Here is a 15,204-nt window from a genome sequence, read left to right as displayed (position 1 = left end):
CCGGCCTCTTTGCTAGAGCATTTCCAGCAAAGGTGCGAAGCGCCTACGCGGGGAAATCAGTCCACTGGACTGATTTCTGATCCCGCTTCGATGCGTCGGATAATGCGTGAAAACAAATAGATCAGCGCCCGAGATTGGTGCGGGCGAGTTCGACGATTTCATCGCCGCGCCCGTTGATGATGGCTTTCAGCATATAGAGGCTGAACCCCTTCGCCTGCTCGGCTTTGATCTTCGGCGGCATGACAAGCTCCTGCTTGGCCGTGACCACATCGACCAGAACCGGTCCCTTGTGATCGAAAGCCTGTTGCAGCGCGCCCGGCAGGTCTGCGGATTCCTCCACCCGGATACCCTTGATGCCTATGGCTTCCGCCATGGCGGCAAAGTTCGGATTGTCCAGATCGGTGCCAGTGCTGAGATAGCCGCCCGCTTTCATTTCCATCGCGACGAAGCCGAGCGAGCCATTATTATAGACGATCATTTTCACCGGCAGTTTCAGCTGAGTCAGGGATAGAAAATCGCCCATCATCATAGTGAAGCCGCCATCTCCGGACAGGGAAATGACTTGCCTGTCCGGTGCTGCGGCCTGCGCGCCCAGTGCTTGTAACATGGCATTGGCCATGGAGCCGTGATTGAACGAGCCGAGCAGACGGCGCTTGCCATTCATCTTGAGATAGCGCGCCGCCCAGACGGTGGGCGTTCCGACATCGGCGGTGAAAATGGCATCAGCTTTCGCAGTCTGATCGATCAAACGTGTGAGATATTGCGGATGGATTGGCTGGCCTGCCTTTGAGGGCTGGGCGAGATCGTCCAGATCCTTGCGTGCTTTGACATAATGCGCCTTGGCGGAATTCAGGAACGTGGCGCTGCGGTTCGATTTCAGTTTGGGCAACAGGGCGTTGGCAGCTTCTTTCACATCACTGACGACGCCAAGCGTGATCAGCGCGCGACGGCCAAGCTGGGACGGGTCGTGATCGATCTGAACCACTTTCGCCTTCTCGGGATAGAAATTCCGATACGGAAAACTGGTGCCCAGCATCAGGAGCGTGTCGCAGTTCAGCATCGCGTGGTAGCCGGATGAAAATCCGATCAGACCGGTCATGCCGACATCGTTGGGATTGTCCCACTCGATATGCTCCTTGCCGCGCAGCGCATGCACCACGGGCGCAGCCAGACGGTCGGCAAGCGCCACCACGGCATCATGCGCGCCAGCGCAGCCGCTACCCGCGAGGATTGTGATTTTTTCGGAGCTGTTCAGAAGATCGGCAAGCTGCCCGATATCATCATCGGACGGGATGATCCGCGGCTGCGCGACTTGGACCCAGGCTTTCGCTGCCGGTTCGTCAATCTGTTTCAGCGCAACATCGCCCGGCAGGACGATCACGGCCACACCCTGCTGCCCCACTGCTGCGCGCATGGCGCGGTGCAGCACTTCCGGCATCTGAGCAGGATTGGAAACGAGTTCAACGAAATGGCTGCATTCGCGGAACAGTTCCTGCGGATGCGTTTCCTGAAAATAGTCGAGGCCGATTTCCGATGACGGGATATGGGCGGCGATTGCCAGAACGGGCGTGCGATTGCGCTGGCAGTCGAAAAGACCGTTGATGAGGTGAAGGTTCCCGGGGCCGCAACTGCCGGCACAGACGGCCAGCTGACCTGTAACGGCTGCTTCCGCACCAGCGGCGAAAGCGGCGGTTTCTTCGTGACGGACATGCATCCAGTCAATCTTGCCAAGGCGGCGCAGGCTGTCATTCAGCCCGTTCAGACTATCGCCGGTCACACCCCATATGCGCCGGACTCCGGCCTGAGCGAGGGTTTCGGCCAAAAGGTCTGCAACAGTCATGCTCATAATATCACCTCATTGAAACTCCCGTCTTCAAAGTAGAGCACCAATGAGGAGATGGTAGCAGTAATTTCGACGGCGCCGCGCAGCGCCGCCGAAAGAATGCATCGCGTGCGTTGAAAACGGGCTTTATGCCGTGCAATCGGTGATGAAACGCGCCAGATAGGCATCGAAAACCGCTGGTGTTTCACGAAAAGGTGCGTGACCCGCATTGTCGATGACGTGGGTTTTGCCTTCCCAGAGATTGCCGAAACGGACTTTCGAGACGAAGTCGAGTTCAACGAAAGGTTCATCGCGCCCGTTGACCACGGCGATGGGAAGCTTTGCTTCGGCAGCGATGTCGCGCTGATTGCCACCAGTTCCGGCAGCAAATTTCTCAAACATGATGCGGCGTGCGCGACCGTCGGTGCGGGCGACGATATCGAGCAGCGAGGGTTCAAACGGTTCGCCGCAAGTGCTGCGGGCATAGGATTCGACATCGCGTGCGGAAAATACTTCCTGCCCGGCCAGCGCCATGTCTGGGCCGCTTTTGAAGCCTTGCCCCACTTCCTCGCGGGCGACCGGCGGCGTGCCGGTGATCATCAGCCCGCGCATGCCGGGGTAGCGCGAAATCATCTCAAGGCCGATATGGCCGCCGAGCGACCAGCCGAACACCACTGCATCGGAAATGCCAAGCTTTTGCAGCACTTCGGTCATGGCATCGGCATAGCCTTCCATGGAATAGCTGCGGTCAGGATCGATGGCGTCGCCTGACTGGCCGTGGCCGGGCAGATCGGGCGCAATCACGCGCCACTTCTTGCCGATCTCACCTTCGAGCTAGTTCTGGAAAATCGCGCTCGCGCTCGAATTGCCATGGATCATCAGCAGGGGCGCGCCTTCGCCCGCGCTTTCGCGCACCGCAATTTTGCCATGGCTGGTTTCGAGGTGGTAGAGTTTCGTGGTCATGCGTTTCCCCTGCTCTTGCGGTCTTTTCAGGATTGGAATTCAGGTCCGGAGGCAGTGCTTCAGTCGAAGGAAACCTTGCCGCGTCCTTTTTTGATATCCGCGCGGCCTGATTTTGCTTTCAGGCGTCGCTCGACGGAGCCTTTGGTGGGCCTTGTCTTCTTGCGTGGCGGCGGTGGCGGTTCGGCGGCCTTGGCGATCAGGGCAATCAGCCGTTCGCGGGCGTCTTCGCGGTTGCGCTCCTGCGTGCGGAAGCGATTGGCTTCGATGAGAATGTCACCGTCCTTGGTGCCTTTCTGACCGGCCAGCTTGAAGAGGCGCGTGAGAATATCTTCCGGCAATCCCGATTGCGCCGCATGAAAGCGTAGCTGCACCGCCGTTGAAACCTTGTTGACGTTCTGTCCGCCGGGACCAGAGGCGCGAATGAAGCTTTCCTCCAGATCGTCCTCGCGGATCGTCAGGCGATTGGTGATGCGGATGATGTTCCGGTTCTCTTCCATGAGAGAACGCATACACGCTTCGTCACTTTTGGACAAAAGAAAACCCGGCGCACGCATGCCCCCCAAAAGTGCGAAGCGGTTTTGGGGTCAGGGCATGCGGAGAAAGTTATGCCCCCCAAAAGTGCGAAGCGGTTTTGGGGTCAGGGCATGCGGAGAAAGTTATGCCCCCCAAAAGTGCGAAGCGGTTTTGGGATCAGGGCATGCGGAAAAAGTCATGCCCCCAAAGTGTGAAGCGGTTTTGGGATCAGGGCATGCGGAGAAAGTTATGCCCCCCAAAGTGCGAAGCGGTTTTGGAGCAAGGGCATGCGGAGAAAACCATGCGCGCCAATGTGGGAGGTGGAATTGAGTGCAAAAGAAAACCCGGCGCGCTGGCCGGGCTCTCTCCCTCCTCAGTATTCTGGCCTCAGTATCTCTGAGCGATTTTATTCAGCAGCGACGCGGATTGCCGGTGCTGCGTCCTTGACCTCGTGATCGACGTGGCGTTCGAACTTTTCGAAGTTCGTGACGAACATGTCGACCAGCTTCTTGGCCTGTGCGTCATAGGCAGCCTTGTCGGCCCAGGTCGAACGCGGGTCGAGAATGGACGTATCCACACCCGGCACTTCAACCGGAACGGCAAAACCGAAATTCGGATCGACGCGGAATTCCGCATTGTTCAGCGAACCGTCAAGAGCCGCAGCCAGAAGCGCGCGGGTTGCCTTGATCGGCATGCGCTTGCCGGTGCCATAGGCGCCGCCGGTCCAGCCGGTATTGACCAGCCAGCAATCGACCTTGTGTTCGGCGATCAGCTGGCGCAGCAGATTGCCGTATTCCGACGGGTGACGCGGCATGAACGGTGCGCCAAAGCAGGTCGAGAAGGTTGCTTCCGGTTCGGTGACGCCCTTTTCGGTGCCAGCAACCTTTGCCGTGTAACCGGACAGGAAGTGGTACATGGCCTGCGCCGGGGTCAGCTTGGCGATTGGAGGCATCACACCGAAAGCATCGGCGGTGAGCATGATGATGTTCTTCGGCTGGCCGCCCTTGCCCGTTTTCGATGCATTCGGGATGAAATCGAGCGGATAGGCGCAACGGGTGTTTTCGGTCAGCGAACCATCGTCAAAATCCGGCTGGCGGTTGGCGTCGAGAACGACATTTTCCAGCACCGTGCCGAAACGCTGCGTCGTGGCATAGATTTCCGGCTCTGCTTCGGCGGAAAGACGGATGGTCTTGGCATAGCAGCCGCCTTCGAAGTTGAAGATGCCATGCTCGCCCCAGCCGTGCTCGTCGTCGCCGATCAGCGTGCGCGTCGGGTCGGCGGAAAGCGTGGTCTTGCCCGTGCCGGACAGGCCGAAGAAGACGGCGGTGTCGCCGTTCGGACCTTCATTGGCCGAGCAATGCATCGGCATCACGCCCTTGGCAGGCAGGAGATAGTTGAGCGCGGTGAATACCGACTTCTTCATTTCACCAGCATAAGAGGTGCCGCCGATCAGCACAATCTTGCGGGTCAGATCGACCGCGATCACCGTTTCGGTGCGCACGCCATAACGTTCCGGATCGGCCTTGAAGGACGGCAGATCGATGATCGTCATTTCCGGCACATAGGAAGCAAGCTCTTCCTGGGCCGGGCGGATCAGCAGGTTGCGGATGAACAGCGAATGCCAGGCATATTCGGTCACGATGCGGGCGTTGATCTTGTTGTCGGCATCTGCGCCGCCGATGAGATCCTGAACGAAAAGCTCCTTGCCCTTCGCATGCTCGATGAAATCGGCATAGAGAAGCTCGAAGGCTTCCGGGGTGATCGGCTTGTTGTTGTCCCACCAGACCTGATCTTCGGTATTGGCGTCGCGGACCACAAACTTGTCCTTCGGCGAACGACCGGTGTGCTGGCCGGTGCGGGCGACAAGCGCGCCCTGTGCGGTCAGTTCGGCTTCGCCACGGCGGATGGTTTCCTCATAAAGCCGAGCAGGCCCGAGGTTATAAAAGACTGCGGAGAGTTCCTTCAGTCCCGAAGTGGCAATGGAAGCGGCCGTATTGTGAATGCCGGTCTCTCTCATGGTGTCTCCGCCATTTGGTTTGACAAATAAATCTGGCCTCCGTTTTTCCGTTCTCGGAGGAGTGGGGAGTCAGAAACAGATTAATTGCGGCAATTCAAATATTTAATCGGTTTAAAAATTTTGAATTTTTTTTAAATCGTTTAATTATTGCGTTTTCGCGTGTATTATTTGTGGAATACAATCTGGACGAGCATTAACCAAAGAATGATTCGCCAAAGCCTGTTTCACGGCTTCTTACAGAGCCGCCACATTTTGTACCTAATTTGTACTGCACAAGCTGCATCACTATAATAGTATCGATGTGCAAATCAGGCGCTCGATTTTCGAACCGCCCTCCAGCCGGTTGCGCCGGGTGGAATGCCAGATGGTCAATGCTCCAATGGGATGCATGCCCTGGCAAAACATGAAGGAGAAGGGTCCGCATGAAGGAAGCCTCGGCAACGCAGACAATTGCGCTGGTCGACGATGACCGTAACATTCTGACCTCCGTTTCCATTGCGCTGGAGTCGGAAGGCTATCGGGTTGAAACCTATACCGACGGCGCTTCCGCTCTTGATGGTCTGATGGCGCGTCCGCCAAATCTCGCGATCTTCGATATCAAGATGCCGCGTATGGATGGCATGGAGCTTCTGCGCCGCCTGCGCCAGAAGTCCGATCTCCCGGTGATCTTCCTGACCTCGAAGGACGACGAGATCGACGAACTCTTCGGTCTCAAGATGGGCGCGGACGATTTCATCACCAAGCCGTTCTCGCAGCGTCTGCTGGTGGAGCGTGTGAAGGCTGTTCTGCGCCGCGTCGCTGCCCGCGACGGTACGGCCAAGCCTGCGGGTCAGCCATCCAAGTCGCTGGAACGCGGTCAGCTGGTCATGGATCAGGAACGCCATACCTGCACCTGGAAGGGCGAGCCCGTCACGCTGACGGTCACCGAATTCCTGATCCTGCACTCGCTGGCACAGCGCCCCGGCGTCGTGAAAAGCCGTGACGCCTTGATGGATGCGGCCTATGATGAGCAGGTCTATGTCGATGATCGCACCATCGACAGCCACATCAAGCGCCTTCGCAAGAAGTTCAAGGTGGTTGACGACGACTTCGAGATGATCGAAACGCTCTATGGCGTCGGCTATCGCTTCCGCGAAGCCTGATAGGTTAAAATTGCCAGTGCCGGGTGCGATATCCCGGCATTGATCTGGAATATTTGACGCACATCCTGTCCGAAAACCGTTTCACACTTTTCGGGATGTGCTCTAGCACGAGTAACCAAAGCGAGATGGTCGCAGAGACCCGGAACGAAAGCCCGAAGGCGAGTTTGCAGGCAAATTTGCAAGCGAACCTGCGCGAGCGCAGAGCACGGCGGCAGCGCTCGGTGTTCTGGCGTCGCTTGTTTGCGCCCTTTCGCAAGTTCCTCGGCCAATATCTCTTTTCGAGCCTGACGCGCCGCATCCTGTTTCTCAACCTTGCGGCGCTTGGCGTTCTGGTCTCCGGCATTCTCTATATGAACCAGTTCCGCGAGGGACTGATCGACGCGAAGGTGGAAAGCCTTCTAACCCAGGGCAAGATCATCGCTGCGGCGATTTCAGCCTCGGCAACGATCGATACCAACTCGCTGATGGTCGATCCGGAAAAACTTCTGGAGCTGCAAGCCGGGCAAAGCCTGACCCCCTCGCCCGATTCTCCCGACAATTGGGAATTCCCGATCAATCCTGAAAAGGTTTCCCCGCTGTTGCGCCGGTTGATTTCGCCGACCAGCACGCGTGCGCGTATCTATGATCGCTACGCCAATATGTTGCTCGATTCGCGCGCGCTTTATTCGCCGAGCTTTCCATCCTCCAGCCCGGTGCTGAGTTATCCCCTACCGCCGATCGATGGTGAGACCCCGGGCCTCTGGGAGCGTTTCAGCCAATGGTTCACCGGTTTCTTCTTTGGCGGCGGCTTGCCTGTCTATCAGGAACAACCGGGCGGTAACGGTCTTGCCTTCCCCGAGATCGTCAAGGCACTGACGGGTTCTCCGCAAACAGCGCAGCGGCGTAACGAGAAGGGCGAACTCGTGGTTTCGGTCGCGGTTCCCGTCCAGCGGTCGCGCGCCATTCTGGGTGTGCTGCTGCTGTCGACCGAGGGTGATGATATCGACAAGATCGTGCAGGGCGAGCGCATGGCGGTCTTCCGCGTGTTCGGCGTCGTTGCGCTGGTCATGGTGATCCTGTCGCTCTTTCTCGCATCGACCATTGCAAGCCCGCTGCGCAAATTGTCAGCCGCAGTGGATCGTGTCCGCCATGGTGTCAAGAACCGTGTCGAAATTCCCGATTTCTCGGAACGTCAGGACGAGGTGGGTCACCTCTCCACGTCCATCCGCGAGATGACGGATTCGCTCTATACGCGCATTGAAGCCATTGAGAGCTTTGCCGCCGATGTCAGTCACGAGCTGAAGAACCCCCTCACCTCGCTCCGCAGCGCGGTGGAGACCTTGCCGCTCGCCAAGTCCGAAGAATCGCGCAAGCGCCTGCTCGATATCATCCAGCATGATGTGCGCCGTCTGGATCGCTTGATCACCGATATTTCGGATGCTTCCCGTCTTGATGCCGAACTGGCGCGCGAACATATCGACCGAGTGGATATGAAGACGCTGCTCACCAATCTTGTGACTGCTGCGCGCGAAGTGCGTCGCAACAAGATCGGTACGGAAATCATTTTCAACACCGGCAAGCTGCCCGCAGGCAAAAAGGCATTCTATGTCGCCGGCCATGATCTGCGGCTCGGTCAGGTGGTGAGTAATCTGATTGAAAATGCGCGCTCCTTCGTGCCGGACGATACCGGACGTATCGTCGTGACGTTGCAGGGCGAAGGCAGCCGTCTGCGTGTTCTGGTCGAGGATAATGGACCGGGCATCCCCATCGAGAATATCGAGCGAATTTTCGAGCGTTTCTACACGGATCGCCCGGCTTCGGAAGCTTTCGGCCAGAATTCCGGCCTCGGTCTGTCGATCAGCCGTCAGATCATCGAAGCGCATGGCGGTACGCTGACGGCCGAGAACATTGTCGATCCGGCCAAGCCGGATGAATTCAGGGGCGCCCGTTTCATCGTCGATCTTCCGGCCAGCGCATGACCCCGGAAGAAGCCAGGAGCGGCCTGCATGCCACCACCGTGCAATTGCGCGGAAAGGGCGTGATGATCATGGGCCGCTCGGGCGCTGGCAAGACTGAACTCGCGCTGACGCTTGTCGAGCGCGCTTCCCTTCGCGGCGAACAGGCTTTTCTCGTCAGCGATGATCGCACGATGCTGCGTGCTGACGACAATCGTCTCATCGCCAGCGCACCCGCCTCCCTGGCGGGTGGTGTGGAGATTCGCGGTGCGGGTCTGTTCAGGGTGCCTTTTGTCGCCAGCGCCACGCTTGATCTGGTGATCTGGCTCGTGGCTCGCGAAGAGGCGGAACGCTATCCCGGCGGTGGAAGCTGGAGCTTTGAAGCTATCGATCTGCCACGGTTGCTTCTGCCATCCCTGTCGTCAAATGGCGATTCCAACGCGCTATCGCGGGCGATTGAGGCGACTTTATTCTACGAACCATGGTCGCCGGAGAATCGCTGAGCCGATGATGGTTTCGATTCGATGAAGATTTCACACCGCTGCGGCATTTTGCTTTTTTCAAGGCGGGGTAGATATTTTTCACTTGCTATCAGGATTTGCCCTGCCAAGATGCACAACTCGCCGGCATGGTTCCGGCTGCAGTACGATCCTTAAAACGGCACAGGTTTTTTGGAATGATCGTACTGGAACAAAGCAGGTGCCATCTGATCATCTGGCGGGGTGATGCGGCGGGCGCGCGACGGGAGCTTTTATAGTATGATCGGACTCGTGCTTGTTACGCACGGAAGGCTGGCCGAAGAGTTTCTTCATGCCGTTGAGCATGTGGTAGGCCCGCAGGATAATTTCGAAACCGTATGCATCGGTGCGGAAGATGACATGGAGCAGCGTCGGCGGGATATCGTCGAAGCCGTCGAACGCGCCGAAAATGGCAGCGGCGTCATCATCCTGACCGACATGTTCGGTGGAACTCCATCCAATCTGGCCATTTCGGTCATGCAGGAAGGCAAGATTGAAGTCATCGCAGGCGTCAATCTGCCGATGCTGATCAAGCTTTCCAGTGTGCGGGTCGGGGGGGATATCAAGACTGCGCTTCGCGAGGCGCAGGATGCGGGGCGCAAATATATCAACGTCGCAAGTCAGGTTCTGACAGGAAAGTAATATATGCCGTCCAGCGTCACCCTTACTGGCGAATATGATCCCGAAACTGCCATTTCCCGGTCGCTTGAGATCGTGAACAAGCGCGGGCTGCACGCCCGCGCCTCCGCCAAGTTCGTCCAGCTCGTCGATGGCTATGATGCGCATGTCCGCGTGTCCAAGGACGGCATGACCGTTGGTGGCACCTCCATCATGGGGTTGATGATGCTGGCCGCCTCGCCCGGCTGCTGCATCGAGGTCAGCGCGTCCGGCGAACAAGCCGAAACCGTGCTCAACGCCTTGCAGGTACTGATTGCCGACAAGTTCGGCGAGGAATGCTGACCTCATTGGACAGCCTTGCCGCGCCTGTCGCGGTTTTTGACGCAGGCATTGGAAGCTATGCGCTGGTTGAGCTGATCAGACGCCGACAGCCCCAGCGTGACATCATCTATTTTGCAGATCGGGCGCGTTTTCCCTATGGCGGGAAAACGCGAAACGAGCTGCTGTCCATCATGCGCAGCACAATCGACTATCTGATCGCTCTCGGTGCGGAGAGCGTCGTTCTGGCGTCCAACGCGCCGTCGATCATGGTGCTGGACGAATTGAAAGATCGGTTTGCTGTTCCGGTCTATGGGGTTGCGCCACCCGTTCGGGAGGCGATTGCAGCCAGCTGCAGTGGCCATGTTGCGGTCATGGGCGTGCGTTCGATGATTGAAAGCGCTGAACTCAGCGCTTTTGTGCGTACCCAAGCGACTGGATCGGCCGAGGTTAGTCTCATCAATGCCTCTCCCATGGTCGAGCTTGTGGAAAGCGGGTTGTTTCTGTCAGACCCGGCAAAAACAGCCGCGGACGTTGCCCGCTTCTGCGACGCTATTGTGGCGGAGCATCCGCATGTCGATGTTCTGACTTTGTCGAGCACGCATCTGCCCTGGCTGCGACCGTTCTTCGAGAAAGCGCGTCCCGATTGGCTGTTTCTCGACCCGGCGGATAGCGTCGTGTCGGCTCTTCCCTCCTCGCATGAAGGTTCCGGGCAGACCATAGCGCTGGTGACCGAAAGCACGGCCTATCCGGCGTCGGAATTCCGCAGAATGCTGGAAATTCTTGGGATCAATCTCGATTTGACCGTGGTGGAACCGGCAATCGGCTAATTGTTCGATATGCACGTATAAAGATTTGTTTATATGAAGTTGTGCTTCGGCCCGCGATCTGCTAGTCAAAGCGGCAGCCGGAGCGGCTTTTATCGACGATATTCCGCTCCAGAACCATGTCTACAACGCCATTCCGAACCGGGTTCATTGCCGTGTCGGAATTGTTTTTGATTGGAGCACGCGATGACCGCAAGCCAAGATTTCGTCGTCAAGGATCTGAGCCTGGCCGACTGGGGCCGCAAGGAACTCGACATTGCTGAAACCGAAATGCCGGGCCTGATGGCCGCGCGCGCGGAATTCGGCAAGTCGCAGCCGCTGAAGGGCGCACGCATTTCCGGTTCGCTGCACATGACCATTCAGACGGCCGTTCTGATCGAGACGCTCAAGGCCCTTGGCGCCGATGTGCGCTGGGCTTCGTGCAACATCTTCTCGACGCAGGACCATGCCGCCGCTGCGATTGCTGCAACCGGCACCCCGGTTTTCGCCATCAAGGGCGAAACCCTTGAAGAATACTGGACCTATACCGACCAGATCTTCCAGTGGCCGGATGGCCAGCCGTCCAACATGATCCTCGACGATGGCGGCGACGCCACCATGTACATCCTCATCGGCGCGCGCGCTGAAGCTGGTGAAGACGTTCTGTCGAACCCGGGTTCGGAAGAAGAGGAAGTTCTCTTCGCGCAGATCAAGAAGCGCATGGCTGCGACGCCAGGCTTCTTCACCAAGCAGCGCGATGCCATCAAGGGCGTGACCGAAGAAACCACCACGGGCGTCAATCGTCTGTACCAGCTGCAGAAGAAGGGTCTCCTGCCCTTCCCGGCTATCAACGTCAATGACAGCGTGACCAAGTCGAAGTTCGACAACAAGTATGGCTGCAAGGAATCGCTGGTCGACGGTATTCGTCGCGGCACCGACGTGATGATGGCAGGCAAGGTCGCCGTCGTCTGCGGTTACGGCGATGTCGGCAAAGGCTCCGCCCAGTCGCTGGCTGGCGCTGGCGCACGCGTCAAGGTGACGGAAGTCGATCCGATCTGCGCCCTTCAGGCCGCCATGGACGGCTTTGAAGTCGTGACGCTCAGCGATGCTGCTCCGACCGCCGATATCGTGATCACCACGACCGGCAACAAGGACGTCATCACGCTGGACGACATGCGCAAGATGAAAGACATGTGCATCGTCGGCAATATCGGCCACTTCGACAACGAAATTCAGATTGCCGCTCTGCGCAACCTGAAATGGACCAACGTCAAGCCGCAGGTCGATCTGATCGAGTTCCCGGATGGCAAGCGCCTGATCCTTCTCTCGGAAGGCCGCCTGCTCAATCTCGGCAACGCGACCGGCCATCCGAGCTTCGTGATGTCGGCTTCCTTTACCAACCAGGTGCTGGCCCAGATCGAGCTTTACACGCGTCCGGAAGCCTACAAGAACGAAGTCTATGTTCTGCCGAAGCATCTCGACGAGAAGGTCGCACGCCTGCATCTCGACAAGCTGGGTGCGAAGCTGACTGTGCTTTCTGAGGAACAGGCTGCCTATATCGGCGTCACTCCACAGGGCCCGTTCAAGTCGGAACACTACAGATATTAACCATAGGTTAAGCATTCTACTACATGTTGAGATCGGGCAGTTGACAGGCTGTCCGATCTTTCTTTTTGCGCGCGACACGCTTCACGTGGATTCGTCGGAAGGGTATTGTGAAGACGAATCAAAAGCATTCCCGGCAAAAGTGTATTGCGGTTTTGGCGTCCGGGCATGCGAGGAAACAATGTGTTTTGGCGGGTGTTCGCGTAGTGCGTTTTTTGCCGGTTTCGGCGGGAAGCGACTGGTCGCTTCGTCCCTGAAACGCGTTTGGCTATTGGGCACTGTGGCGGTGCGCGATGGCCAGTCGAGACGTTGAAGTGTTTGAAATGCGGGTGCGCGTCCGTTTTTTACGGATTGTGCAGTCGGGTGGCGGAGAAAAGGGAAACATGCCAGAAGTCGGCTTACCGGATCAGGCCCGGGGCAACTCCACAATCGGAAAAGGCAGAAGCCTGACGGTTGCCCTCGCTTGTATTGCAAAGCCGCTTCGGCAGGTCGTTTTGAAGGCGACCGTGTCAGTTTCCGCCGTTCTTGCCGCAATGCCTGCTTTCGCGCAGGGCGCTGATGGCGCGCGCATCGAGCTGCCTTTTGGCGGCGGCAGCGTCGGCGCTTTCGAAGTTATCCAGTTTTCCATGTTTGTCGGCGCCATGGGCGCGGCGCTGCTTTCTGCTGGCTGGCTCATTCGCGAGCGTTCGCGCGCTGCCAATGAAAACAAGGAGTTGCGCTCAAAACTCTCCGATCTGAGTCTCACTGCGCAGCGCAATGAAGCGCTTCTCAATCTCAAGGATCAGCGGATCGTCGTCTGGGACGGTCATACGATGCGGGCTGATGTGGTAGGGCAATTGCCGGATGATAGCGGTGCGCCGCAGGATCGCTCGGCATTTCTGGCTTTCGGTCGCTGGCTGCGTCCGCAGTCGGTGACGGCACTGGAACGTGCTGTTGCGTCGCTGCGCGAACATGCGCGCACCTTCGATCTGACGGTCGAAACCAACAACGGCACGCTGCTTGATGTGTATGGCCGCACGTCCGGCGGTCTGGCCGTCGCCCGCTTCTTCAGCCTGCAAGGCGTTCAGGCGGAACGTGCCGCACTTCAGGCGCAGAACCGCGAGTTGTCGGAACGGGTTGAACTCCTGCGTCGCCTGTTGGAACGCATTGAGCAACCAGTCTGGGTTCGCGATGGCAATGGCCGCATCGAATGGGTCAATCAGGCCTATGCGCGCGCTGTGGATATGCCCGATACCAGCCAGGCGATTGCAGAAGGCCGTGAGCTTTTCGGCGCGCAGGCGCGGATCCGGCTGGAGCGCGATCGTTTTGCCGAGCCGAATCTGCATGAGCAACTACCGACAGTTGTGCGCGGCGATCGCCGAATTTTCGATGTGACCGATGTGAGCGCCGAGGGCGGTTCCGCCGGTCTAGGCTTCGATCTGAGCGAAGTCGAGCAGGTGCGCGAAGAACTGAGCCGCACGCTGAAGAGCCACGCTGAAACACTGGATCAACTCTCCACGGCGGTGGCGATTTTCGATCCCGAAATGAAGCTTCAGTTCTTCAATCAGGCTTTTGCGAAGCTCTGGTCGCTCGATACGGCCTGGCTGGAAACCCAGCCAAGCAACACCTTGCTCTTCGACCGCTTGCGGTCCGAAGGCAAGCTGCCGGAACAGCCGGAATGGCGCAAATGGAAGGACGGCATGCTGTCCGCCTATCGCGCCGTCGAGCCGCAGGAGCACATGTGGCATCTGCCGGATACGCGCACGATGCGCGTGGTGGCAAATCCGCATCCGCAAGGCGGTGTGACCTGGTTCTTCGAGAATATGACGGAAAAGTTCGAACTCGAAGGTCGCTACAATACGCTGATCAAGGTTCAGGGCGAGACGCTCGATCATCTGGCCGAAGCCGTGGCGGTGTTCGGCTCCGATGGCCGCATGCGCCTGTCCAATCCGTCCTTTGCGGATTTGTGGTCATTGCCTGCCGCCATGGTCGTGGTGGGCACGCATATCTCCACGATTTCAAAGCTTTGCCGCGAACGCGGCGGAAGTGGTCTCTGGGACGATTTCGTGTCCTCGGTGACCGGCTTCCTCGACCAGCGTGACGGTCGCATGGGGCAGGTGGAGCTGGATGACGGTGTGATCCTGTCCTTCGCCGTGGTGCCGCTGCCCAAGGGGCAGACCATGCTCACCTTCATCGATGTGACCGATACGGTGCGCGTTGAGCGCGCCCTGAAGGAAAAGAACGAAGCGCTGGAACTGGCGGACCAGATCAAGAACGATTTCGTGCAACACGTCTCCTACGAGCTGCGTTCGCCGCTAACCAACATTATCGGCTTTACCGAACTGTTGCAGACCCCGTCTTTCGGCTCGCTCAACGAGCGTCAGGTCGAATATCTGGAGCATATCAGCACGTCTTCCTCGGTATTGCTGACCATTGTGAACGATATTCTTGATCTTGCGACCGTTGATGCTGGCATCATGGAGCTGGAGATCGGCGACGTTTCGGTGGTGGAAGCGATTTCGGCTGCTGCCTCGCGGGTAAGCGAACGTCTGCGCGACCATGATATCGGCCTTGATGTCGATATCGCCGACGATGTCGATGTCTTCAAGGCGGATGCCAATCGCGTGCGGCAGGTGCTTTTCAACCTTCTGTCCAACGCGACCAATTACGCGCCGGAAGGCTCGACTGTCACCTTGCAGGTTGCCCGTGAAGGGTCCGAAGTGGTGTTCTCTGTTCATGATGACGGGCATGGCATGCCGCCGGAAGTGCTGGATACCGTTTTCAAGCGCTTCCAGTCCTATCCGAATGGCGGGCGCAAGCGTGGTGCGGGGCTTGGCCTCGCCATCGTGAAAAGCTTCGTAGAGCTGCATGGCGGCAAGGTCGATATCGAGACCGGTGCGGGCAGGGGAACGACCGTGATTTGCCGCTTCCCGTCGGAGACACGCAGCTTCCGTGTTGCTGCCGAATAA

The 15,204-nt window shown here is 58.2% G+C and carries 11 protein-coding genes and 1 pseudogene; 8 read left to right on the top strand and 4 right to left on the bottom strand.

Annotated elements, in window-relative coordinates; all coding sequences use genetic code 11:
• Positions 1 to 121: 121 nt before the first annotated feature.
• From poxB to FGI60_RS04400, 4 genes and pseudogenes are all read right to left on the bottom strand, one after another.
• Positions 122 to 1,849 (bottom strand): ubiquinone-dependent pyruvate dehydrogenase, encoded by a 1,728-nt coding sequence (gene poxB / locus FGI60_RS04415; protein WP_374843099.1) that lies wholly within the window; start codon positions 1,847 to 1,849, stop codon positions 122 to 124.
• 120 nt (positions 1,850 to 1,969) lie between these two features.
• Positions 1,970 to 2,785, bottom strand: a pseudogene (locus tag FGI60_RS04410) (alpha/beta fold hydrolase).
• Positions 2,786 to 2,844: 59 nt separating this feature from the next.
• Positions 2,845 to 3,294 carry an alternative ribosome rescue aminoacyl-tRNA hydrolase ArfB gene (gene arfB / locus FGI60_RS04405; protein WP_171058694.1) on the bottom strand — a complete coding sequence of 150 codons (450 nt, stop codon included), beginning with the start codon at positions 3,292 to 3,294 and terminating at the stop codon, positions 2,845 to 2,847.
• Between the two features lie 410 nt (positions 3,295 to 3,704).
• A complete protein-coding gene (locus FGI60_RS04400; RefSeq protein ID WP_138784095.1) occupies positions 3,705 to 5,315 on the bottom strand; it encodes a phosphoenolpyruvate carboxykinase in 1,611 nt (536 codons plus the stop codon).
• Positions 5,316 to 5,737: 422 nt separating this feature from the next.
• On the opposite strand from FGI60_RS04400, the gene FGI60_RS04395 reads away from it, so the two are divergent.
• The 8 genes from FGI60_RS04395 to FGI60_RS04355 all read left to right on the top strand — a co-directional run bounded on the left by FGI60_RS04395 (position 5,738) and on the right by FGI60_RS04355 (position 15,204).
• Positions 5,738 to 6,457: a response regulator transcription factor gene (locus tag FGI60_RS04395; RefSeq protein ID WP_078337648.1), complete on the top strand. Its 720-nt coding sequence runs from the start codon at positions 5,738 to 5,740 to the stop codon at positions 6,455 to 6,457.
• 125 nt (positions 6,458 to 6,582) lie between these two features.
• Positions 6,583 to 8,415 carry a stimulus-sensing domain-containing protein gene (locus FGI60_RS04390; protein WP_138784094.1) on the top strand — a complete coding sequence of 611 codons (1,833 nt, stop codon included), beginning with the start codon at positions 6,583 to 6,585 and terminating at the stop codon, positions 8,413 to 8,415.
• Positions 8,412 to 8,894, top strand: a complete 483-nt coding sequence (locus FGI60_RS04385) for an HPr kinase/phosphorylase (protein WP_138784093.1) — start codon at positions 8,412 to 8,414, stop codon at positions 8,892 to 8,894. Before FGI60_RS04390 ends, FGI60_RS04385 begins: the two co-directional genes overlap by 4 nt.
• A 255-nt stretch (positions 8,895 to 9,149) precedes the next feature.
• A complete protein-coding gene (locus FGI60_RS04375; RefSeq protein ID WP_078337651.1) occupies positions 9,150 to 9,551 on the top strand; it encodes a PTS sugar transporter subunit IIA in 402 nt (133 codons plus the stop codon).
• A 3-nt stretch (positions 9,552 to 9,554) separates the two neighbouring features.
• The gene (locus FGI60_RS04370; protein WP_078337652.1) at positions 9,555 to 9,869 is read left to right on the top strand and encodes an HPr family phosphocarrier protein; all 315 of its coding nucleotides are present in this window, start codon (positions 9,555 to 9,557) and stop codon (positions 9,867 to 9,869) included.
• Positions 9,863 to 10,675 carry a glutamate racemase gene (locus FGI60_RS04365; RefSeq protein WP_138784092.1) on the top strand — a complete coding sequence of 271 codons (813 nt, stop codon included), beginning with the start codon at positions 9,863 to 9,865 and terminating at the stop codon, positions 10,673 to 10,675. Before FGI60_RS04370 ends, FGI60_RS04365 begins: the two co-directional genes overlap by 7 nt.
• Before the next feature lie 183 nt (positions 10,676 to 10,858).
• Positions 10,859 to 12,259: an adenosylhomocysteinase gene (ahcY, locus tag FGI60_RS04360; protein WP_138784091.1), complete on the top strand. Its 1,401-nt coding sequence runs from the start codon at positions 10,859 to 10,861 to the stop codon at positions 12,257 to 12,259.
• A gap of 380 nt (positions 12,260 to 12,639) precedes the next feature.
• On the top strand, positions 12,640 to 15,204 hold the full coding sequence (locus tag FGI60_RS04355; RefSeq protein ID WP_138784238.1) for a sensor histidine kinase: 2,565 nt from the start codon (positions 12,640 to 12,642) through the stop codon (positions 15,202 to 15,204).

Source organism: Brucella haematophila (genome assembly GCF_005938105.1).
Taxonomy (GTDB): domain Bacteria; phylum Pseudomonadota; class Alphaproteobacteria; order Rhizobiales; family Rhizobiaceae; genus Brucella; species Brucella haematophila.
This window is presented reverse-complemented; position numbering and strand designations above follow the sequence as displayed.

Coding starts and splice junctions, on each gene's coding strand:
- arfB (WP_171058694.1), bottom strand. CDS start 3,294: ATGCGTTCTCTCATGGAAGAGAACCGGAACATCATCCGCATCACCAAT.
- FGI60_RS04400 (WP_138784095.1), bottom strand. CDS start 5,315: ATGAGAGAGACCGGCATTCACAATACGGCCGCTTCCATTGCCACTTCG.
- FGI60_RS04395 (WP_078337648.1), top strand. CDS start 5,738: ATGAAGGAAGCCTCGGCAACGCAGACAATTGCGCTGGTCGACGATGAC.
- FGI60_RS04390 (WP_138784094.1), top strand. CDS start 6,583: ATGGTCGCAGAGACCCGGAACGAAAGCCCGAAGGCGAGTTTGCAGGCA.
- FGI60_RS04385 (WP_138784093.1), top strand. CDS start 8,412: ATGACCCCGGAAGAAGCCAGGAGCGGCCTGCATGCCACCACCGTGCAA.
- FGI60_RS04375 (WP_078337651.1), top strand. CDS start 9,150: ATGATCGGACTCGTGCTTGTTACGCACGGAAGGCTGGCCGAAGAGTTT.
- FGI60_RS04370 (WP_078337652.1), top strand. CDS start 9,555: ATGCCGTCCAGCGTCACCCTTACTGGCGAATATGATCCCGAAACTGCC.
- FGI60_RS04365 (WP_138784092.1), top strand. CDS start 9,863: ATGCTGACCTCATTGGACAGCCTTGCCGCGCCTGTCGCGGTTTTTGAC.
- ahcY (WP_138784091.1), top strand. CDS start 10,859: ATGACCGCAAGCCAAGATTTCGTCGTCAAGGATCTGAGCCTGGCCGAC.
- FGI60_RS04355 (WP_138784238.1), top strand. CDS start 12,640: ATGCCAGAAGTCGGCTTACCGGATCAGGCCCGGGGCAACTCCACAATC.